Source organism: Methanosarcina barkeri MS (assembly GCF_000970025.1).
GTDB lineage: Archaea > Halobacteriota > Methanosarcinia > Methanosarcinales > Methanosarcinaceae > Methanosarcina > Methanosarcina barkeri.
On record NZ_CP009528.1, the window covers coordinates 998,629 to 1,020,681 of the forward strand.

At 32.9% G+C, this 22,053-nt stretch carries 16 protein-coding genes and 1 pseudogene; 10 read left to right on the top strand and 7 right to left on the bottom strand.

Annotation, left to right across the window (positions count from 1 at the left end):
- Positions 1-13 precede the first annotated feature (13 nt).
- The 4 genes from MSBRM_RS21625 to MSBRM_RS04120 all read left to right on the top strand — a co-directional run bounded on the left by MSBRM_RS21625 (position 14) and on the right by MSBRM_RS04120 (position 4,892).
- Entirely contained in the window at positions 14-145 is a 132-nt protein-coding gene (locus MSBRM_RS21625; RefSeq protein ID WP_255361895.1) for a hypothetical protein, read from the top strand.
- A gap of 1,073 nt (positions 146-1,218) precedes the next feature.
- Complete coding sequence (locus tag MSBRM_RS04110) at positions 1,219-2,169, top strand: glycosyltransferase family 2 protein (protein ID WP_048119637.1); 951 nt, start codon at positions 1,219-1,221, stop codon at positions 2,167-2,169.
- A 212-nt stretch (positions 2,170-2,381) separates the two neighbouring features.
- Positions 2,382-2,561 carry a hypothetical protein gene (locus MSBRM_RS04115; protein ID WP_048154648.1) on the top strand — a complete coding sequence of 60 codons (180 nt, stop codon included), beginning with the start codon at positions 2,382-2,384 and terminating at the stop codon, positions 2,559-2,561.
- Between the two features lie 774 nt (positions 2,562-3,335).
- The gene (locus MSBRM_RS04120; protein WP_230669040.1) at positions 3,336-4,892 is read left to right on the top strand and encodes a hypothetical protein; all 1,557 of its coding nucleotides are present in this window, start codon (positions 3,336-3,338) and stop codon (positions 4,890-4,892) included.
- Positions 4,893-5,113: 221 nt separating this feature from the next.
- Here the strand turns inward: MSBRM_RS04120 and MSBRM_RS20030 are convergent.
- Together MSBRM_RS20030 and MSBRM_RS04125 are read right to left on the bottom strand one after the other, a co-directional pair.
- Positions 5,114-5,474, bottom strand: a pseudogene (locus tag MSBRM_RS20030) (IS1634 family transposase); the annotation flags it as partial.
- A 60-nt stretch (positions 5,475-5,534) separates the two neighbouring features.
- Entirely contained in the window at positions 5,535-6,572 is a 1,038-nt protein-coding gene (locus tag MSBRM_RS04125) for an acyltransferase family protein (protein ID WP_048154653.1), read from the bottom strand.
- A gap of 1,371 nt (positions 6,573-7,943) precedes the next feature.
- On the opposite strand from MSBRM_RS04125, the gene MSBRM_RS04130 reads away from it, so the two are divergent.
- From MSBRM_RS04130 to MSBRM_RS04155, 6 genes are all read left to right on the top strand, one after another.
- Complete coding sequence (locus tag MSBRM_RS04130) at positions 7,944-9,683, top strand: nucleotide sugar dehydrogenase (protein ID WP_080943671.1); 1,740 nt, start codon at positions 7,944-7,946, stop codon at positions 9,681-9,683.
- Positions 9,684-9,715: 32 nt separating this feature from the next.
- Positions 9,716-10,642, top strand: coding sequence for an SDR family oxidoreductase (locus MSBRM_RS04135; RefSeq protein WP_048154656.1), 927 nt, complete (start codon positions 9,716-9,718; stop codon positions 10,640-10,642).
- A gap of 469 nt (positions 10,643-11,111) precedes the next feature.
- Complete coding sequence (locus MSBRM_RS04140; protein ID WP_048119623.1) at positions 11,112-12,368, top strand: UDP-N-acetylglucosamine 1-carboxyvinyltransferase; 1,257 nt, start codon at positions 11,112-11,114, stop codon at positions 12,366-12,368.
- Positions 12,361-13,317 carry a UDP-N-acetylmuramate dehydrogenase gene (murB, locus tag MSBRM_RS04145; protein WP_048154659.1) on the top strand — a complete coding sequence of 319 codons (957 nt, stop codon included), beginning with the start codon at positions 12,361-12,363 and terminating at the stop codon, positions 13,315-13,317. Before MSBRM_RS04140 ends, murB begins: the two co-directional genes overlap by 8 nt.
- Positions 13,310-13,858 (top strand): serine O-acetyltransferase, encoded by a 549-nt coding sequence (locus MSBRM_RS21630; protein WP_176722171.1) that lies wholly within the window; start codon positions 13,310-13,312, stop codon positions 13,856-13,858. Before murB ends, MSBRM_RS21630 begins: the two co-directional genes overlap by 8 nt.
- Positions 13,859-13,871: 13 nt before the next feature.
- Entirely contained in the window at positions 13,872-15,179 is a 1,308-nt protein-coding gene (locus tag MSBRM_RS04155; protein ID WP_141706488.1) for an oligosaccharide flippase family protein, read from the top strand.
- Positions 15,180-15,475: 296 nt separating this feature from the next.
- Here MSBRM_RS04155 and MSBRM_RS04160 read toward each other — a convergent pair whose 3' ends face one another.
- The 5 genes from MSBRM_RS04160 to MSBRM_RS18690 all read right to left on the bottom strand — a co-directional run bounded on the left by MSBRM_RS04160 (position 15,476) and on the right by MSBRM_RS18690 (position 22,050).
- On the bottom strand, positions 15,476-16,654 hold the full coding sequence (locus tag MSBRM_RS04160; RefSeq protein ID WP_048154667.1) for a glycosyltransferase family protein: 1,179 nt from the start codon (positions 16,652-16,654) through the stop codon (positions 15,476-15,478).
- A 99-nt stretch (positions 16,655-16,753) separates the two neighbouring features.
- On the bottom strand, positions 16,754-18,550 hold the full coding sequence (locus MSBRM_RS04165; protein WP_048154670.1) for a hypothetical protein: 1,797 nt from the start codon (positions 18,548-18,550) through the stop codon (positions 16,754-16,756).
- 353 nt (positions 18,551-18,903) lie between these two features.
- Positions 18,904-20,040, bottom strand: a complete 1,137-nt coding sequence (locus tag MSBRM_RS04170) for a glycosyltransferase family 4 protein (RefSeq protein ID WP_048154673.1) — start codon at positions 20,038-20,040, stop codon at positions 18,904-18,906.
- Between the two features lie 179 nt (positions 20,041-20,219).
- Positions 20,220-21,398, bottom strand: coding sequence for a glycosyltransferase (locus MSBRM_RS04175; RefSeq protein ID WP_048154675.1), 1,179 nt, complete (start codon positions 21,396-21,398; stop codon positions 20,220-20,222).
- Complete coding sequence (locus tag MSBRM_RS18690) at positions 21,376-22,050, bottom strand: acyltransferase (protein WP_080943673.1); 675 nt, start codon at positions 22,048-22,050, stop codon at positions 21,376-21,378. Before MSBRM_RS18690 ends, MSBRM_RS04175 begins: the two co-directional genes overlap by 23 nt.
- Positions 22,051-22,053 lie beyond the last annotated feature (3 nt).

The following is a 22,053-nucleotide window of genomic DNA, read 5'->3' on the forward strand; positions in this document are numbered from 1 at the left end:
TTACTAAATGTTATTGAAAAAATGTCCAAAGTGTAACTCCAAGCTCGAAAATGATACATTCAGGGATTTTCAGTATTGTTCTGTGTGCGGGTACTGGACAAGGAAAGATACTGTAAGGCTTGAACCATTAATAATCCTGGGGTAATAATATGTTCGAATTCTCTTTGGAGTGACAATAATATGTTTGAATTTTCTTTGAAGTGTACCCGTTGTGGTACATTTCTCAAAAAGCAGGTAGTTGGTTCAAATGAATTTTACTACTGCAGAAAGTGTGGATCTATATCTTCAGCCGCGTCTATGAGAGTGCCTACCCAATCTGCGAATCAGCAGATTAATGTTGAGCTGACCAAAAAACAAAAGTTGTTTCTGTGAATTTTGTGTTATGAACAACAGTAAAGTTTCTGATCCTGAAAAATGATTCTGATATGATTTTAAAAATCTTACTGATATGATTCTTAAAATCTTGCAAGTGATAATCAAATAGGTTTTGAGTGAGAATCAAATTGGTTTTTGCATCAATTCAAAGTAAAAAATATAATGAACAGTAGAAATTCTGAAAATTAAACCGAGTTGAGTCTTTTTAAGTAGCCCTTCAAGATGATCTCTAAAAGGTTATTTTGGCATCTTCTAATATATGTAATATTTGAATATTTTGTCTGGAAATAATGCTCAAGACCAATGTTTATCTATTTAGGGTTCTCACCTTTCAACTGGGCAATTATTTTCAACCAAAATAAAACAATTAAGAAAAACTACGAAGAGTCAGAAAAGTAGTTAAATTCCTATTTACATTATTTAGTGGGGGTAGGTCAAAATGGGTTACAGTTATGGCTCATATCTTAGTCTGAGTACTGACAGTTTGGACTGTTTTGCAGTTAAACTCTTATTCACATTATTTAGTAGGGATATGTAAGAATGGGTTAAGTTGTAGCCTCTTTCTCTGTAGCTTGAGTAACCTATGGTTTGGACTATTTTGACATCTGGTTAGAATGACTGGACAGTACTCCCCAGCAAATAATATACAGTAGTACACATAGTTGTGTTTTTATGAAAATTAACATTTAAATGAATATTTATATAAACCTTAAATATATACATCTCAAAAAATCAATTCAAAAATCGAAAGATTATACGGCAGAAGCAGTTGGCAGAAGCATTTTATATAGCCCGTACTCCGGCGTATTTTCCAGAGTGTACCGTTCGTTCCAGAGGATATGCATGTCTAGTAAACCCAATCTATCAATTATAATTCCAGTCCATAATGAAGAGGAAAATATACTGGAATTATATGAGAAACTCTACAATACCCTTTCACTACCTCACCTAATTGTAAATACATATGAAATAATTTTTATTGATGATGGGTCTACAGATAGTACTTTTGAAGAAATAAAAAAAATAAAAAACTCTACAGTTAAGGTTGTAAGATTTCAGAGAAATTATGGAAAGGCTGCAGCTCTGTCTTGCGGATTCAAAAGGTCAAAAGGAGATATTGTCATCACACTGGATGGGGATCTGCAGGACGATCCAAAAGAAATCCCCAGGTTCATAGAAAAACTAAAAAAGTATGATATGGTTTCCGGCTGGAAAAACAAAAGACAGGATCCTATTTCGAAAACTCTGCCTTCAAAAGTCTTTAATTGGTTAACTCGATCCATAACCGGGGTTAAAATTCATGACTTCAACTGTGGGTATAAAGCATACAATAGCTATGTTGTAAAAAACATAAATGTGTATGGAGAGCTTCATCGTTACATTCCGGCTCTTGTTTACTGGAAAGGTTATACCGTAGGAGAAATTGAAGTTGAACATCACCCGAGAATACATGGAGACTCAAAGTATGGGGTCGAAAGGCTATTGAAAGGATTTCTGGACCTTATAACAGTTACATTTCTGATGATATACAAAAAGAGGCCTCTACACGTTTTCGGAGGTATAGGAATTCTTCTCGGGTTATCCGGGGTAATTATGTCCATATATTTAATGGTTTTATGGGCAACAGGACTAAAAATAGGGGATAGACCTCTTCTTATGCTCGGAATCTTGCTTACAGTCACTGGAGCTCAGTTTATTTCCCTTGGCCTGATAGGAGAACTGATTACAAACTTGAGAAATAACGATGATTATATTATAAAATACGATAGCTATGAGATGGAAAATGGCAGGTAAAATTACTTTATTTCGGGTTTAATGTTTTATCAGCTCAGAAACCCTATCCAGATCAGTTCCAAAAGGTTGAAATAATGAATACGGATTATGCCAGAATATGCCAGCTATTCACTTCAAACTAATGGATACATTGTTTCAGAAAGTTTTCTACATAGCCGGAGAAATAACCAGCAAAAATAGCAAATTTACCACAAAAAGATAGAGAGTTACTTATGACTCTCATCAGAATCCGGGTCACTGACGGGTCACTGACTCAACAATTCTTCCAAAATTCTATACAAATCAGGCTTAAAAATCAGGATTTAAAATCAGGCTTAATAAAGAAAATTAAAAAAGAAAAATTAAAAAAGAAAATTAAAAAAGAAAAATTAAAAAATACTAAGAATAATTAATAATATCCAAAAACACCTACAATTAATTAATCAAGTAGTGGATTAGAGACTGATCCCAAATAAACTTTAAAAATAACCGAATAAACTGGTAATCAAGTTTTACCCATGAGAGGTACAATGACATCGGGTACACAGAAATGGCTAAAAAAACACTTAGTTGATAGCCAGATATTGAGTTTTCAGAAAAAAAGTTTGAAAGAACACACCAGTGTTTTAATACTTTATACTCTAATAACTTTTATACTCACTTATCCTGTAGTTTTCAAGATACGCAATTATATTCCGGGAAGTGGAGACGCATTTCAGTGGATAAGAATACTCTGGTATACGCCAGTAGCCATATTCAACCCTAACCTAACGACATTAACACACGACTATTTAATATTTTATCCGGATGGAATCCCGGCTTCACCCTTTCAGTCGGCTTTTAATCAAATCCTTTCATACGTGTTATCCAATATAATGGAAATTCACGTAGTATACACCATACTATGGTTATTATCATTTATTTTTGGGGCATACGGCACATATTTGCTTGTAAGATATCTGACCGGTGACAGGACTTCTTCTTTCATAGCTGGAATTGTATTTGCTTTTTCACCTTATCATTTTGTACATTCACTTGGCCATTTTGGGGCAACAAGTATTGAGTGGATACCTTTCTGCGCTCTGTACTTGATGAAAATGTTTAAAGAAGGCGGAGTTCGAAACAGTTTTTTTGCAGGAATCTTCTTTATTCTCGTAGCCATGAGCGACCTTCAATATATGGTGTTTATGGGAATTTTTGTAATGTTACTGTTTGTATATGAAATATACGTTTTTTTAAGAACAGAGAACAGAGGTTATAAAGAAAAGAACAGAGGTTATAAAGAAATACTGAAAAAAATCTTTTACAAGTATGCCATATTTGGATTCGTCTCATTTATAGGTATAATACCTCTCACCCTGGAAAACATTCTAACAGCAACATCCGGTGATAATTTTTTAAAATTAAGCCCCTCTGAAACGGTTATGTATTCAGCGGATTTACTGAGTTTTTTTATTCCTTCGGTTTTGCATCCCGTTTTTGGAAATATTACGACAGAGATTTATAACAATTTTTCAGGAAATACCAGTGAAAACACGATGTTTATCGGATACACCGTGATTTTACTCTCTTTACTTGCAGTTTATAGACTGAAAGGAAACAAATATGTAAAATTCTGGCTGATAGCTGCCCTGTCTTTTTCGATAATCAGTCTTGGTCCACTTCTTCATGTAAACGGTAAGACCTCATTTACAGAATTCAATACTACTGTTCCTCTTCCGTATTTAGTTTTGTATTATTTGATCCCATTTCTGGACAATTGCCGGACAACCGGCAGATTTTTTGTAATTGCTTCGCTTTCATTCGCAGTTTTGATGGGTTATGGGGCCTCAGAACTGCTAAAATCTAACAGGATTAATAAAACGGCGACTGCAATTGTAATAACCGGTTTGATAATTTTCGAATATCTGGCAGTTCCTGTATCTATATCACCTGTCGATGAACCCTCATTTTATAAAGAGATTTCACAGGATAAAGGTAATTACGCATTGCTTGAAATCCCTGCAACTAAAGATTATGTAGCAGGGTCAACCATCATTTATTACCAGACAATACATGGAAAACCTGTCATAGGTAACTGGGCTGCCAGATATCCATCCAATGCAAGAGATTTTGAATTAAATACACCTGTGGTAAGGGAATTAACCTATTTGCAATCTACTGGTGATATCCTGGACCAGGATATAGATCAAGTCGGAACATCAATTTTAAATTATTATAATATATCATATATTATTTTACATACAAATTATATGAATGACAGAGAGATTGACTTTGCCGAAAAACTAATCCAAATGAATCTTAATGCGGAACGAAAAATCTATGAACAGGACTCTCTAATTGTGTATCACGTCAAAAAAGAGCCTCTGAAATCATTTATGGCTTTAAAAGACGGATGGAATTCACTGGAAAAATTAAATGTAGAACCCACTCGATGGATGTCAAATAATGCTACAATATTAGTTTATTCAAATAGCTCCAGAAATGCTACACTCAGTTTTAACGCACGCAGTTTCCACAGTCCAAAAACTCTGGAGGTTTACAATGGCAAAACTCTTCAAGATAGACAAACTATCAGTACAGTTTTTTCCAGTATATCTATTCCGATCAGCTTAAAGAAAGGCGAAAATCTCATTCTTCTGCATGTGCCAGAAGGGCCTGAAATTCCATGTGAGATTCCAGAGCTAAATAGTAAAGACAGCAGGGAGCTGAGCATAGCAGTTCAAGAGATTCAATTAACCTGACCATAGCAGCGTAAAGTGAACGGAAGCGCCAGATTAAAAGAAGAATAAGTAGAAAAGAAGAATAAGTAGAAAAGAAGAATAAGTAGAAGGCCAAAAAGAAGGTTAAAAGCAAGACCAAAAATAATACTAAAAAGAGGACAAAAAAGCTGAAATGTAGTGAAGACTTATCAAGGCAGCCTGTAACAGGGCTTATCAGGTGATTTATTTTCTTCTATTACCTTTTTTACAGCATAACAAGAATAATGTTCATCAGAGCATGTTTCCAGAATTAAGTCTGCTATCAAGGGTTTCTTTACTTCATTGATGGTTGCAGTAACTCTTGAGATTAAAAAAGTGTTGGTTCCTATCTTTCTTTGATATTATCTTCAGTATAAAATTCGCTGTCTGCAACATGACATACTCTCTGATCAAGATTCATGTTCTGTGTTAGTTCTTTATGTTTTTGATAACTTTCTTATCGGAGCTGTTGCCATCGAGTGCTCTCACAAAAAGAGGAATTCCTTTCTGGTCAGTAACCGTGAAAATAGAAAAACGAGGTAAATCGACTCTCCTGTCTTTAGGATGGCCGTAAGTAATGTTGATAAAAACGGCATCGTGAAAAATATTTTAATTTTTATATCGACTTACCGAAATTCGGATCTATTACTCAAATATCTGATTTAATTTTAATTTTTTACTTACTTTATATACATAGACACAGATAATCATTGCAAGGACTGTTACACCATATGGAGTGAAAAAGTAATTGATTTTGAGAATACTAATCATAAATTTGCTCAACACGGGTAAAATAATCGGCCAATGAAATAAATATATTTGGAATGAATATTTACCACACAGCATTAGTGATTCTTTTAAATATTTGCAATTTAGTAGTAATCTAGAAAATAACATCATAAATGGCGGGAATGTTATTCCATATAATAAAATAGCATATTTATATGCAAACGATTGTGGATAAACTATGGAAATAGTAAATATTGCAACAAAAATTGTTGAACAAATATATGAAAGTGACAGTTTATTTTGTTCTAATTGCTTGTAGCCATAGGCTATCCCAAAAATATAAGCTGGCATATACATCATGACATTAAACAAAATACTAGGGTACTGTTTTAAAGTATCCTTACAAATAACATCAAATACCAGTAGTGGAATCCCTAAATATAATAAAGTATCAATCTGAAAATAATATATAATTGTAAAACAAATAGTTGTTATTACAATTAGTAAAATTAGATACCCTAATTGAAAAGAAACAATATTATTTCCAACCAGAGTTTTAAGTAAACCGTCTATGTTTAAATTATTCCAAAAATGTGTGATGCCTTCAAAGTTTAGGTTAAGATAATTAATTGATATATAACTGACGCAATATAGAGGAACAAACGCCAGCAGTGTATACCCAATATACGCTTTATACAGCCGAGTGAATCTCTTTACAAAATACCTACTTATAAATGATTTGTCATTGATTTCTGCAGAATGATTTACCCCCATTTTAAGTCCAGATGAGAATGTAAACAAAACTAGGCCAAATGTGGCAAGATATCTTATCAAAAATATGGCATCTGGTCGATTTATCCCACCTAACTCGTGAAAGAGTACAATAAAAATAATACTAATACCATCAATTAAAGTAATTTTATCTTTTATTTCTGAATAGGACCGAGAGATCATAATCTAATCTCCAATTTTAGTAATAGGGTTATTTCAATCGAATACCCCGCTAGCTTGCTGCGGGGATGGAAAACTTCCTCAGTAACCGTTGATGATAGTATAATTTCGGCTCTTCGCTGTTTTGTATGGGTTGAAAATAATTTCATACGTCTTCGGTTAAGTGATGAATCGTGACAAATTGCGTCAATTTTCCTCACCATTTATTAAATTTTAATAAATTATGAGCTGGAACTTGGTATCGATTTCATGTAAATAGGCCAAAAGTTAAGGTCGGCTCCTAATGCAAAACCGATAGCTTTCAGGCAAGAAAATTCCTTAACCGATGACTAATGAAAATAATTTTGTAGTTGCATAGCTGCCCGACCAAAATGAAAAGCATCGAACTTGAATGTGGTTTTTAACAACAAACTTTTCTAAATATTAAATACGTCACTATCACATATAGGAAGTGGATAATCACATATAGGAAGTGGATATAAATTACCCACTCGAAACAGCGAAGAGCCATAGTCTTCCATTTTCGATTATTAACTTCTGCTCAAACTAAATTGTTTTGGGTTATTTTTCCTTTAACGGAATTTGGAGCTGTGGCGCGAACATACCCTTGTTGCTTGTAGCGGGTGTGCCAGCGCAACTTTGATTAAGTTATTTTTAATAATTCTCGTTCAAAGAGTCTCTTTTCTATATACTTTATTTATCATAGTCGGAAAAGAAATGTTTTGCCAGGTGTAACCTCGTTAGACAAATTATAACTTTTTTTGGATTTGTTTCTTTTTAGTCTCTTTATGGGTCGGTCAATTTTCTCAAGAGAGGGCTTCTGGCTAATATGATAGATTCCAGTTTTTCCTTATTTATAAAAAATTTACTTGATATAAACAGTTTGTGGGAAGACTCAAGTTCAAAGGTAAACAGTCAGACATTAATAACTCTTATTTTGCCTTTAAAATAGTAATCTTAGTGTAATTTGGGAAAGTTTTTTTATGTATAACAGGATTTATTTAAAAATTATATTGCAGAAGAGTTCATATAAATAACTAATATAAAAATAAAAACAGAACTTGAAATCAAGCGAAAAAAATCCGAAATAGCCTGAAGACTAAGGCATAAATGTGAATCAAAGAAATTAAATAACTATAATGTGTTTTTCTATAAAAATAAACATGAAATTCTTCGAATAAGAGGCACAAAGGAATGAAAGCACCTTTCAAACCACGGTACTTTCATGCCAAATTAATAGGGATAATGAGATTTTTCGGCTCAGACAAGGTAAAAATATGAAGCTTGCAATTATTCTCGGCACAAGATCAGATACAATACGAGATTTAGTTAGAAAATAATCAGTTGGATTGAAAGTTTTCGGAGAGATAAGTGATGTCTTCTCAAATAAAAAATTATTCGGCTGTTCATGAAAGCCTTCAAGGTGAAAAGAGTGGGTCCGTTGACCTTACTTCTAATACTATAAATTATTCGGTTAGTCCGGAAGGAGAAGAATTTCCAATACCTGAGCCTGAAGAATACAAAGAAGAGTTTAACAGAGTTAAAGGTCTTGTGGACAAAGCCCGTGAGGAAGGGAAAGAGATTGTCGTTGTGATGGGTGTCGGGTTTGTTGGAGCTGTAATGGCTGCGATTATTGCGGATACTAAAGACGAAAACGGGAATTATAGCAAATTTGTAATCGGTTGTCAGAGACCAAGTACGCGCAGTTACTGGAAAATACCACTGATCAACAGAGGACAATCTCCTGTAAAATCAGAAGATAAAGAAGTAGATGAGATTATAAAACGCTGTGTTCTTGAAACAAAAACGCTTGTAGCTACATACACAAATGAATGTCTGAAACTTGCTGATGTTGTTGTGGTAGATATCCAGTGCGATTATGTAAAGTGTGAACTTGGAAATGTTAGAACCGGCGAAGCCGATATGGCAGCACTTGAAGCTTCCATGAAAATAATTGGAGAAAACATCTGCCCTGATTGCCTTGTGCTAATAGAAACAACTGTTGCCCCAGGGACTACCGAATTTGTTGCACTTCCTCTCCTGAAAAAAGCATTCCAGAAGCGTGGAATTGATTCAACTCCTTTACTCGCACATAGTTTTGAACGTGTTATGCCTGGGAAAGATTATGTGGCAAGTGTACGCGATTTCTGGAGAGTCTGTGCAGGTTGTACTGACAAAGCAAGAGCAAAGGTTGAAAAGTTCCTCAGTGAAGTAATAAACACCAAAGATTACCCTCTGACCATAATGGATAGACCCATCGAATCTGAAACTGCAAAAATCGTTGAGAACTCCTACCGTGCAACAATACTTGCTTTCCTTAATGAATGGAGTCTTTTTTCTGAAAAAAATGGTGTTGACCTCATAAAAGTTATTAATGCAATCAAAATGCGCCCAACTCACAGTAACATAATTTTCCCAGGGCCAGGGATTGGAGGCTATTGCCTTCCAAAAGATGGAGGTCTGGGTTACTGGGCTTATAAGCATATTCTGGGCTTTGAGGATGGAGATGAGATCTTCAAGATCACCCCCACAGCAATTGATATAAACGACACAAGAGCCCTTCATGTAGCCGAACTTACGCGAGATGCTCTTCGAAATATGGGCCACTATATAGCCGGAGCAGATGTCCTCATTTGCGGGGCCAGTTACAGGCAGGATGTAGGTGATACAAGATACAGTGGAAGTGAAATTGTAGTCCGGAAACTGACTGAAATGGGCGCTGAGATGCGTGTTCATGACCCATACGTTGATCACTGGTATGAAATGGAAAACCAGGACACATATCCGTCTTCCGGCCATTCACGGAAACGTTTCTTCAGAAACCAGGAAGGTCTGGCAAAGCTAAAAATCGAAAGTGACTTTTCAGTAGCAATTAAAGATATAGAAGCCCTGATCCTTGCAGTTCCACATAAGGAATATCTTAACTTTGAGCCGGATACTATCGTAAAGATGGCTGGCGGACCTATCGCAGTTATTGACTGTTTTGGAATATTATCGGATAAGGATATCAGAAGATATTTCGAACTTGGCTGCGAAGTTAAAGCCCTTGGAAGAGGACATATTCAGCAAATTAAAAAAGAGGTCCAGAAACGAAAACTACAACGACTTTCATAATTATATAATCATAGTTTCTCAGGAGGGATTATTTGAAAAATAAAAATGTAGTAGTCACAGGTGGAATGGGTTTCATCGGTTCCCATCTTACTGAGAGGCTACTTGAGGATAACGAAGTAACAGTTATTGATAACGAATCTACAGGTACGATTGAAAATATAAGGCATCTACTGGGCCACAAAAATCTAACTGTAATACAAGGCAGTATAGTAGACTTGAATTTAACAGAAATATTCAAAGACAAAGATTACGTTTTTCATCTAGCTGCAATTCCCAGTGTTCCAAGAAGTGTGAAAGATCCTTTTAGTTCAAACAACTCTAATGTCACAGGAACACTGAATGTTCTGATAGCTGCAAAAGATGCTGGAATTAAGAAAGTAATCTTTTCTTCGTCCTCTTCGGTGTATGGCGATACGCCAACTCTCCCGAAAAGAGAAGATATGCCAATAAATCCGATGTCTCCATATGCAATTACAAAAGCAACCGGAGAAATGTACTGCAGGGTTTTTCAGGATCTTTATGACCTTCCAACAGTCAGCTTAAGATATTTCAATGTTTTTGGCCCAAGGCAGGACCCCAATTCTCAATATGCAGCTGTGATTCCAAAATTTATAACTGCAATTTTGAATGATGAAAGTCCTGTGATATATGGAGACGGAGAACAAAGCAGAGATTTCACTTTTGTCAAAAATGTTGTTGATGCGAATATTCTTTCCTGTGAGTCTAAGAAAACTGGAGTTTTCAATATAGCATGTGGTCGAAGAATTACAATTAATCAATTAGTTGATTACATTAATGAAATTCTGGGAAAAAAAATAAAATCAGTACATGCGGAACCAAGACCAGGGGATATTAAGCACTCATTAGCAGATATCTCAAAAGCTAAAGAATTTGGATATAACCCAATTGATAATTTTAAGAAAGAACTTGAAAAAGTAGTACAGTGGTTCACAAAATAAGTTAAGTTCATGTGTTTTTGGTTAAGTGAGGAATCGGGGCAAATTGCGTCGATTTCCTTAACATTTGTCAAATATTTTAATAAATTATGAGCTGAAACAAGGTATCGATTTCATGTAAATAGGCCAAAATTTAATGTCGGATTCTAATGCAAAATCGATAGCTTTCAGGCAAGAAAATTCCTTAACCGATGACCAATGAAGTTAAGTTAAACTGTTAGAGAGATTTACTGATCAAATCTGAAAAGGTGGGTGTATTTTCTATGTTCAATAGATTTAATATTTATTCCTTAATTTGTGATTTTTCAGCAACTTTCACAATTCTAAATATCCTAATAAATATAAATGCTCAAAAGGACCCAACTGCATAAATATTGCAGATTAGTTGAAATTAACATATTATCTGATATTTATGAGCAGACAAATATTAGACATTACATTTGAGTTTAAAGATTCATGAGAAGGAATGTGAATGAATCAAGATAACTATGAATATATTATTCAGCCATCCCATCTTAAAGGAAAAGTAAAGATAAGTGGAGCAAAAAATAGTGCTTTGAAACTTCTTACTGCTTCGATACTAACAGAAGAAAAAATAGATCTAATGAATTATCCTGCAAAATTACTTGACGCTCAAATTCATGTCGGCATGTTAGAAGCTCTAGGGAAGAAATGCATTATAAATGACGAAAAAATAGTTATTTCTGAAAAAGAAGTTCCTTCACCAATTTTAGATTGGAGTAAACGTTCAATTCGTAATACCCTGCTTATATTAGGTGCATTAGTAAGCCGTATAGGCGAAGCGAAAGTCCCCCTTCCCGGAGGGTGTGATCTCGGAGAAAGAAAATTTGATTTACACGAAATGATTCTCACGAACATGGGGGCAAAAGTTTGGGTTGAAAATGATATGCTTTGTGCCAAAGCAGAAGATGGGCTAAAAGGTACCGATATATTTTTACCTATTCGTTCAACAGGTGCTACTGAAAATGCAATAATATGTGGATGTTTGGCTGAAGGTATAACTAAAGTTTGGAACCCTCATATTCGTCCTGAAATTTTAGATTTAATTAATTTTCTTAATAAGATGGGTGCAAAAATCCAGGTATTTGGACAGGAACATATAGAAATTACAGGGGTAGAAAAATTATATGGAGTTAAATATTCTGTAATTCCTGATAATATGGAAGCGATTACTTGGTTGATTGCTGCAGTAATTACAGGTGGAGATATTGAAATTATTAATTTTCCTTTCCGAGATCTTGAAGTTCCATTAATACATCTTCGTGAAAGTGGAGCAAAGTACTATATTGGTGACAATAGTCTGATCGTAAGAGGGGGAACCCCCTATCCAATAGAGATTAGCACCGGCCCTTATCCGGGAATTAATTCGGATATGCAACCTTTATTTGCTGTTTATGGCGCCTGTGCAAAAGGTAGTTCCAAAATTATTGATTTACGTTTCCCTGGTAGATATTGTTATGCAAGTGAACTGGCCAAAATGGGCTTGCAATATAATATCAACGGTAATATACTGGAAATCATCGGTGGGAATCCCCTTAATGGTGCTCAAGTAAGAGCTCTTGACCTCAGAGCTGGTATCGCATTAGTGTTAGCTGGGCTGGTGGCAAAAGGTGAGACCCGGATCTTAGATGCCTGGCAGATTGAAAGAGGATACGACAATTTTATAGAAAAATTAATTTCACTGGGGGGAAATGTAAGATATGGATAAAATAAATAATTTGATTAATAAAAATCTAGGAGACATTTGTTTAAAAGAGCCTCTTTCAAAGCACAGTAGCTGGCGGATTGGTGGTCCTGCAGATGTTTTAATTGAACCTTATACTATCGAACAGATACTCGAAATAATACAATATGCCAACTTAATGAAAATTCCTACAATGGTTATAGGGAATGGAACAAATTTACTTTTTTCTGATGAAGGTTTTCGTGGAATTATAATAAAAATGGGTAAAAACTTTTCTAAGTATACTATTAGGGGTAAAAAGGCTTGCGCAGAGGCAGGTATCTGGACTCCAAAATTTGCAAAAATATTATCAGATAGTGGTTTATCAGGTCTTGAACATACCATTGGAATTCCAGGCACCCTTGGTGGACTTATTTTTATGAATGGAGGGAGCGGTGGAAAATGCATAGGAAACGTTGTCAAAAAAGTATGGGCTATTGACAAGAATTATGACTTAATATCTTTATCCCAAAAAGAATGTGATTTTTCTTACAGAAAATCAGTATTTCAGGATTCAGATTATATTATTTGTAAAATTGAGCTAGAATGTGAATTTGGAGAAAAAGAAAGAATAAAGTCTGAAATGAGAAAAATACTGGATAATCGTAAAAACAAGTTTCCACTTAATTATCCCAATTGTGGATCTGTTTTTTTAAGTAATCCTATTGTGAACGATATTTTTGCACCTCCCGGAAAGTTAATTGAAGAAGCAGGTTTAAAAGGTTATCAAATAGGTGGTGCTCAAATCTCGGAAAAACATGCCAATTTTATAGTAAATCTGGGGAATGCCACTGCTAAAGATGTGATTTCTATTTTCCAATATATCCGAAAAGTTGTATATCAACGTTATGGACTTTGTTTAGAAAGCGAAGTGAGGTATGTAGGAGAGCTGGGAAGTCTCAGATCGTTGCATGAGGTTGGAAAAATTGAATAAAGATGACCTCAAATATAGTTTAAAAAACTGCTTGAAAGATATAAATCAAGATTTAGTTTTCTACGGTGGCAAAAACTTATTGAGTAAGGTTACGATCTTTTTTTTGAATATTTCTTTTAAACTGATATTTTGGTATCGTATTTCTAGATATTGTTATTTAAAATCGAAAATGACCCGTAGAGCTCTCGTTTTTATTAAATATCGACAATATCTTCTTGGCGGCAATGAAATCGATTATAGAGCTAAGTTAGGTAAAGAAATAAAATTTGCTCATCCTTCAGGTGTAATTATTGGAGCGGGAGTGGTTATTGAAGATAAAGTTACAATTTTTCAACAAACTACATTTGGAAGCCATGGGCATAAAGATGAACCCAAGTCCTATCCCACAATAAAACAAGGAGCAATAATTTATTCTGGGGCAAAAGTTATAGGTGGAATAACTGTTCATGAAAATGCTGTAATTGGTGCAAATTCAGTTGTACTGATCGATGTACCTAAAAACTCAACTGCAGTAGGAATTCCTGCAAAAATAATTGAATAACGTAGGGTATAAAATGGTAAAGAACTACAGTTTGGCAAAAGATGGCATATCTGTTTTTGGCACTCAGATGTTGACATTAATTATAAGTTTCGTATCGGGAGTACTACTTGCGAGATGGCTTGGACCTGCGGGAAGAGGGGCCTTTACGGCTCTTTTAGTTTATCCTGCAATCTTGATTAGCCTTTTAAGTCTGGGAATGCGCCAGGCAACTGTTTATTATCTTGGTAAACAAAAGTATTCAGAGTCAGACATTGTAGGTGTAACATTATTATTACTTATTTCATCGAGCATAATTGGAGTTTTAACTTCAGTTGCAATAATTTCGTACACTAAAAATCCAGATTATAACCTAATGTTAATATTACTTGCGTCACTAACAATCCCTGCAGATCTGACTATAAATTACTTTACTGGGATTTTAATCGGCAAACAACAAATAAATAAATTTAACAAAGTAATGTATTTGGTACCTATAATTAATTTTGTACTCATTACTTTTTTAGTATTTTTTATCAAATTAGATATATTAGGCGCAGTTTTAGCCACACTGATTGCCAAAATTGTGCTTGCTATATACGCCTTGTTATCGATTAATAGTGAATATTCTTTAAAGATATGCTGGAAATCCGAAATAATTACAAAAATGGTTTCTATAGGATTTATTTATGCTTTTTCATTGTTTATCTTGAATCTTAATTATAGAGTAGACATAATCATACTTGAACGCTTAAGTAATGTTACAGAAATAGGTCAATATACAATAGGAGTTGGTTTTGCTGAATTATTATGGCAGCTGCCGACGGCTTTTGGACTAGTTATTTTTGCATATAGTGCAAACTCAAAAAATTCAAATAAATTTTCTCAAGATATTGCAAAAATGGTAAGAATCATTTTCCCTGTTGTCCTTATCGGGTCAGTGTTCTTATATTTTGCAAGTGGATATATAATTCCTTTTTTGTATGGAGAAGAATATATTCCAAGTATCAGAATGCTAAAAATATTGTTACCTGGAATAGTTATGATGAGTTTTTTTAAAATTATTAATATGGATCTGGCTGGTCGAGGGAAACCTGATATTACTATAAAACTATTTTTACCAGCTGTTTTAATCAATATTGTGCTTAATATAATTTTAATACCAGATTTTGGAGGCTGCGGTGCTGCTTTTGCTTCAACCATTAGTTATACGCTTGCATCAGTATCTATTTTGTATTACTATATGAAAATTACTCAATTAAGTTTAAGTGATATATTTATTTGTAAAAAAAGTGATATCAATTTTATTTTAGGATTGATTCACGTGTCACCGATTAAACGTTAGAGAATCACCTCAATTTGCGTGTTTGAAACCGATTCTAGTAATTTGTCTACAAATATACCATGTCATGCGGTCTTAAAACTCGATCCATGTCTACAATTGGATAATTGGAATTGTTGGCTTTTCTAAATCGGAAATTATCCCGAAATCTAAGGTATTTGCCTTGAATTATAGCATATTGTTCCAAATGTAAAGTCAAATGCAGTTTTGAGACTGCCTTATATAGTTGCTTTTGTCTTATGGATAAAAGCTCAGTAGATCTTGGTTTGATTGAAGATCGATTCTTGAACAGGCTTTAATCAAGTAGTTTTAAGTTTTGGGATTAGTTTATTGCAATAAACCATTCTGAAATATTGAGTTAATATGTCGAATATACTAAGATGCATTTTATATTTTGCTTCGTTATAAATCTTGCAATATCTGTTGAGCTGACTGCTGATTTCAAAATTTTTACTTGAAACTCGTTTTATAAAACTAGTAATATTATTTGCATATTCTTCATTGACTAACGCTTGAAAAATTTGTTTATAATTATCATCTGGATCAAAATTATCAATAGTTAATCTACTTGAAAAGTTTTGATCAAAAGCACTTTGAAAATTTTCTTCTGTAATTAATAACGGATAATTTGAATTCTTTAAGGGGCATAGCATAATCTTCCCCTTCAATGCAGCCTCCATAAAGCTTCTTCCGCCACCAATAACAAAGTCTGCAACATCAATTAGCTGACTCGCGTTAATTGTGTACTCGTCATCTGTGAACAGGTAAATATTATTATCCATATTCTTTTTTATTTCTTTACCAACATTTACATCTTGGAGAGCTCCAATAATAATTAACTTAGTTTTTATCCCATCATAGTTTAATTTTTTTACAAGATCTATTGCCTGTAGTATGTCGTTCTTTTTGTATTCTTCAAGCCTGGAAATTATTAGAAATACTTTTGATTCATTGCAATCTGCTGATAACTTTATGTTTTTTATTCTTGAAAAATCTGAAGGAATTTCCCTGATTCTATTTGGAATAAAAAATAGATTTGTTTTTTTAAATCTTCTTGAAGACTGATAAAACCTAACGTCTTCTTGAGAAAACAATATTAAGTTATTCACTTTTGGAAAAGCTATCCTTGAATTTGGACCTCCACATTTCGTATGAATATATGGTTTTTTTGAAATATTACTGATTAAACTTCCAAAAAAGAAAGTATCTTCATCAAAACTGTGAATAACTTGAGGACACTCAATATCAATAATGTTTTTCAGATCTTTCATTACTTTAATAACACTTATTTTTTCATAGATCAAATTATATACCTTTACTTTTGACTGATTTATAACCGGCGACTCTCTTTTTCCGATAACAACTATAGCACAATCCAATTTTTTACTAATTTCTTCAGCAGTAGTTCTTAAACTATAATAATGCCCTCCCCTTCCCGAGTGAGGATCCATTGTCGAGATTAAGTATAACACTTTCATAGAGATTCCTTTTAATCGGATAACTGCTTGAATATTACTTTTTATAAAACTTAAATTTTATATATTTTATATTTAGATATATCATACGATCAAATTAAATTAAGGTTTGATAATATAAATGTCTGTGAATTTATCGGAGTAAAATTTAACAACTCCAGCGTCATTATCTAAGTGCACAAAGTCACTATAATTAAAACTCCATCTGTCTTCAAATTTTGGCAATATTTCTTGATCCTGGTTTCTACCAATATAATTAATCATTAGGTATGATTTGTTATAAGAGTCACTTAACGAAGAATTGTTATCGTATCCAAAATGCTTGATAACTAGATCGTCATGAAGAATATCTTTTTTCTTAGTGCCTGATACTCCATAAATTGCATTATGAACCCTATGGTTTACTGTTCCACGTTCCAATACAGGATAATCATTTTTTACCTCATAAAATGTTTTCATTGCAGAAAACTCGCTCTCTGGGGTCTGTTGATCTGTTTTTAAAATTGCAGGTGACAAAAATAAACTATATGTGGATAAACTCGTGATAAGTATCAAAAATAAAGATATTACTACCAATACTTTCAAGTTACTTTTATTTTTATTCGAAGGTCTTCTCAGAAACATACTTATTGAAAAAGATATCAAGATAATAGAGAAAAATATTGAATAACTATAAACTCTTATGAAACCAAATTGATCATTAAAGAAAAATAATAACACTGAGACACATATCAGTAATATCCACCCTAATATTGAAAGTTTATGATAATAATTCATTTTCATATTATATTTTTTCCAAAAAGTAAGTATGTATATTATGCAGATGACAGAAAGCATGGATAATAAGACGTAGGAACCGTATATACTTAGTACTAGTCCGACAATTTTCAGAATAGATATATCGACAGAACTAACAGAAGTTTGATATCTCCCAAATTCAGAGCCGCCTCCGTCACTGGATATTAATGTAAACACTATATTTTCTATACTGTATGCAAGAATATGTAAATATGAAGACCATACAAGAAAGGAACATATCATAATTGATAATAAATTAGTTGATTTTTTTATTTTAACTTCAGAATTTTTGGTACTATTAAAATACATAGTAATATCAGATAATAGAATCGTTACTGTAAGCAAAATTGTGACTAAAGGATGAGAAAATATTATAAAAAAACTAAGTAGAATTAACAGAATCGAATATGATGCAGCGTTCTTTGGTAATCTCGATTTAAAAAAGATATAAAGAAATAAAGGGACAAAAAGAATTGCTTGCCCATTAGGGCTAAGCATAACATTTTTACTGCCAAGTAATAGTATCGAAGAAAATGCTAACATTATATATAGATCACGTTTATTTTTAAATATATATTTCCCAAGAATATACCATGAAAATATATATAATAATGAATAAAATATAGGTAAAAACATAGTAATATCGTTATAACTTAAACCAGAGAAGGATTTTAGTGTAAAACCTATTATGTGAAGCATGGGATAAGGGTTAGAAATAATATTATGTTTATTCTCAATATCAACCATATAACCAATATGAGTTAAAACATCTTCCCTGCCATGTATGAAATATCCTCTGATAATCGGCATACACAATAAAATTAGATTTGAAATAATTATCATTAAAAAACCAATTAGCCAACTATTATTCTCATACTTGGAAACTGCGTTATATATTAATATCATCTGACCTATGAAAATAGCTATAACAATAAGGATCCAAAAATATTCCGGATACATTTTGTATATTGAAAAACCATATGCACTAGGGGTATGATTGTTAATTATAATAGCTAAGGCTGATAATATTATTATAAACCCAAATATTGATGCTAATTTTATGTATCTAGGGGTATTAATGTACTTATCTTTGGAGCGCACTTTTATCCTTCCACTAAACTATTCAATATATCCTTTTGAAACCATTTAAATAGTTATTGATAAAAATTTTTAAAGATATATTAAGTATATATTTATAAATTTTTTTAAAATTTCTGTGAGATCACCCTAAATTAAAGCTAATGTAAAAGCTATGTTAAAGCTAATGTAAGCTATGTTAAAGCTAATGTAAAAGCTATGTTAAAGCTAATGTAAAAGCTATGTTAAAGCTAATGTAAAAGCTAATTGTAAAAGCTATGTTAAAGCTAATGTAAAAGCTATGTTAAAGCTATGTTAAAGCTAATGTAACAATCCATTCAAGTCATAAAGTTTTTATAAATAACGGATTTGTAAATTTATTGAATATTGCTAAGTATTTCTGAATATCTTTCCACTGTTTTTTTGTAAGTAAAGTTATCTTTTACAAAAATAATAGAGTTCTCTATAATATTTTCAAGATTTGGGTGTTCCATAGCGCGGAAAATGTTTTTTGCAATGCATTCCGGAGAATTATTTTCCATAATAAAGCCAGTTTTTTCATCATTTATGATATCAGGAATTGCTCCCACTCCTGTAGCAAGTACAGGTGTACCGCAAGCCATTCCTTCTAACATAATATTAGGAAGACCTTCCGTATAAGAAGGAATGACTAGCAATTTTAATGAATTTAAATATTTGGGAAGATCCTCATGAGAACTCCATCCAACAAGTTTTACATTGTTTTCAAGTCCATTTTGAGAAAGATACTTATTAACGTTACTTTTTAAATCTCCATCACCTATTATCAAAATATTCAGATATGGCTTTTGTTTTAAAATAAGAGGAATTGACTCTATAAAATTTATAATACCCTTCTCTTCAGATAAACGACCTACGTACCCGATGAAATCATTCCTTTGACTAAACTCAACATTTAATTTAAAATTAGAAAAATTCAAAAAATGCCGGGGAGCTATCAATATTTTATGGGAATATTTTTCAAAGTTCCATTCATTTATGAGACGTGGAGAATATAATATTATCTTGTCTACCAGATTAAAGTTTATAGTACATAATTTTGTAACTATTTTCGATAGAATATCTTTCTCGTATTTTATTGAATATCCAGAAAGCATAGTAATTGTTTTCTTTTTAAATAACTTTGCGGGTATCAGCGATAAAACTAACATTTCCCCCCCCAGGAAAAAAATACATATGTCAACCTTATTAATTATCTTTAATAGTAAACAAGCGATTTTAAATTGAGTACAAATATAGTTTTTAATCCTGTTAACTGAACTGTTACCTGTTGAATGGAATATACCATACAAATGAATATTTTTATTATCAGTAAAATGATAATAACCAGCATTTCCAGTGATTAGATATACCTCGTCAGAAGAAGATGTTAAAATATCAATAAGATTTGATAATGGAGTGAGCCCTGCTTTCAGGGGTGGGAAAGTGATTACACAAACTCTGTTTTTTTGAATTGTATCTTTTTTAAGTGACATATATATTCCTTTGCTTGTTTAATATCAAAGAAGGACGAGATCTCGTTCTTTTCTGCTTTGGGTGTAACTTATGCATTCAATCCCAAAAGAAGGAAATGCTGTGCGATTAAATAAGAAATTGGAAATTTCACTATCCTGAGAACAGAGAAAATTGTAATAGATTGTCGCAGATTCATATTTTATGTTTTGTAAATACAATTCTCATAAAGGGCCTCGATTTTTTTACAAATTAATGGCCAGGTTAAATTATTTGTAATATATTTTTGTCCATTCTCAACAAATTTATTTCCAAGATCAGGATTTTCAAGAATTAACTTCATTTTGTTTTTCAAATCAGTTACGTCTCCATATTTTACTAAGCACCCGCAAGAAGCTTTTTTTATAAGTTCACCACACCCACAATCATCAGTAACTATTACAGGACTTCCGCACATTATAGCCTCGAATGGCACGAGCCCGAATATTTCAAGAATCGAAGGGTATACCAGGACATCACAATCTACATAAGCTGCTAATTTATCAAATGTATCAATATAACCAGTAATTATCACATTATTCTTCAAATTAAATTTATCAATTAGTAACTCTGTTTTGTCCTGATAGCCATCGTCTGAACCTGCTAAAACCAGTACAACATCATTTTTTTCTTTTATCAAATCTGCATATGCTTTAATCAGAAAATCTATTCCCTTCCTTTCATGAAGCCTACCTAAAAATAAAACAATTTTATTTTCATTGATATTGTATTTTTTTCTAAATGTTCCTTTCGCAGGTAATTTACAAAAAGAATTGGTATCCATGCCATTAGGGATAGTATATATTTTTTCTGAAGGTATTTTCATTTGTAAATATTGATCAACTTCTGTATCGGATACTGAAATCAGCTTAGATGCATCCTTTAATATTTCATTTCCCCATATAGCATCAAATATATTTTTTTGCTTCTGTTTCCCAATCGTGTTTGGAAGTGTTCCATGAGCTTGTAGTACATATGGAATATTGTACTTTTTTGAATAATAGTGAACGATTACTGCAAGCAATGTCCGATGCTCATGGATATGGATCACATCAAAATCCTGAATTTTTCTTCTAGCTATAAAAGGTAAATAATAAGGGATGACAATATTGCGTTTTGTTAAATAATTAGACAGATTTCGAAAATAATAGGTATTTATCCCATCGACATCAACAGGCTTGTTCTTAATTATTTTTAACCTCGATTTAAATCCATCTGTAGTAAAAACTGTTACTTCGTGACCTTCTTTTACTAAATTTTTTGAAATTTCATAGGCGACTCTTGCAATTCCACCTGCTTCCCAAGAGGGTTTGAAAAAATTAGTTACATGTAATATTTTCATTTGAACTCTCCATAGTTCTAATTTTGTTAGCAGGGACTCCACATATTACTGAATTTGCCACCGCGTTTTTTGTTACTACAGCTCCTGCTCCAACAATCGCTTTTCTACCAATTTCAATTCCAGGCAAAATGATAGCATTGTTGCCAATAAAAGCATTTGATCTTATCTTTATAGGGGACGCTTTCATTTCAAGACCATAGGCCTGCCTGTAAGAGCCGTCATGAGTTGAAATCATAGCACATCCACCAATAGTTACATCGTCTTCAATAAGTATTGGGGAATAGGAACATTCTATAAATGTTCGGTTGCTGATATTGCATCTGGACCCAATTTTGAGGGACTCCCCTACCATTAAACACTGATACCCAAGATGTGAATTTTCTCCAACTGTAAACTTATTTACATTTATTAACGCACCTGGAGCCACAAAAACATTGTCTTCAATATGAACACTATTGTAATCGTTGGAAAGAACAAGAGATCCAGGACCAAAATACACATTTTTGCCAATATGTGCACCCAGCAATTTCAACACTGCTTTTTTGAATCCAGATGAGGGGATGTACATTGAGAGACCTAGCAAGATTTTCCTAGCAAAGCTAATATTTTTTAACTTTTGACGATCATCTCTTTTGTTTTGTCTCTCAGTCATATA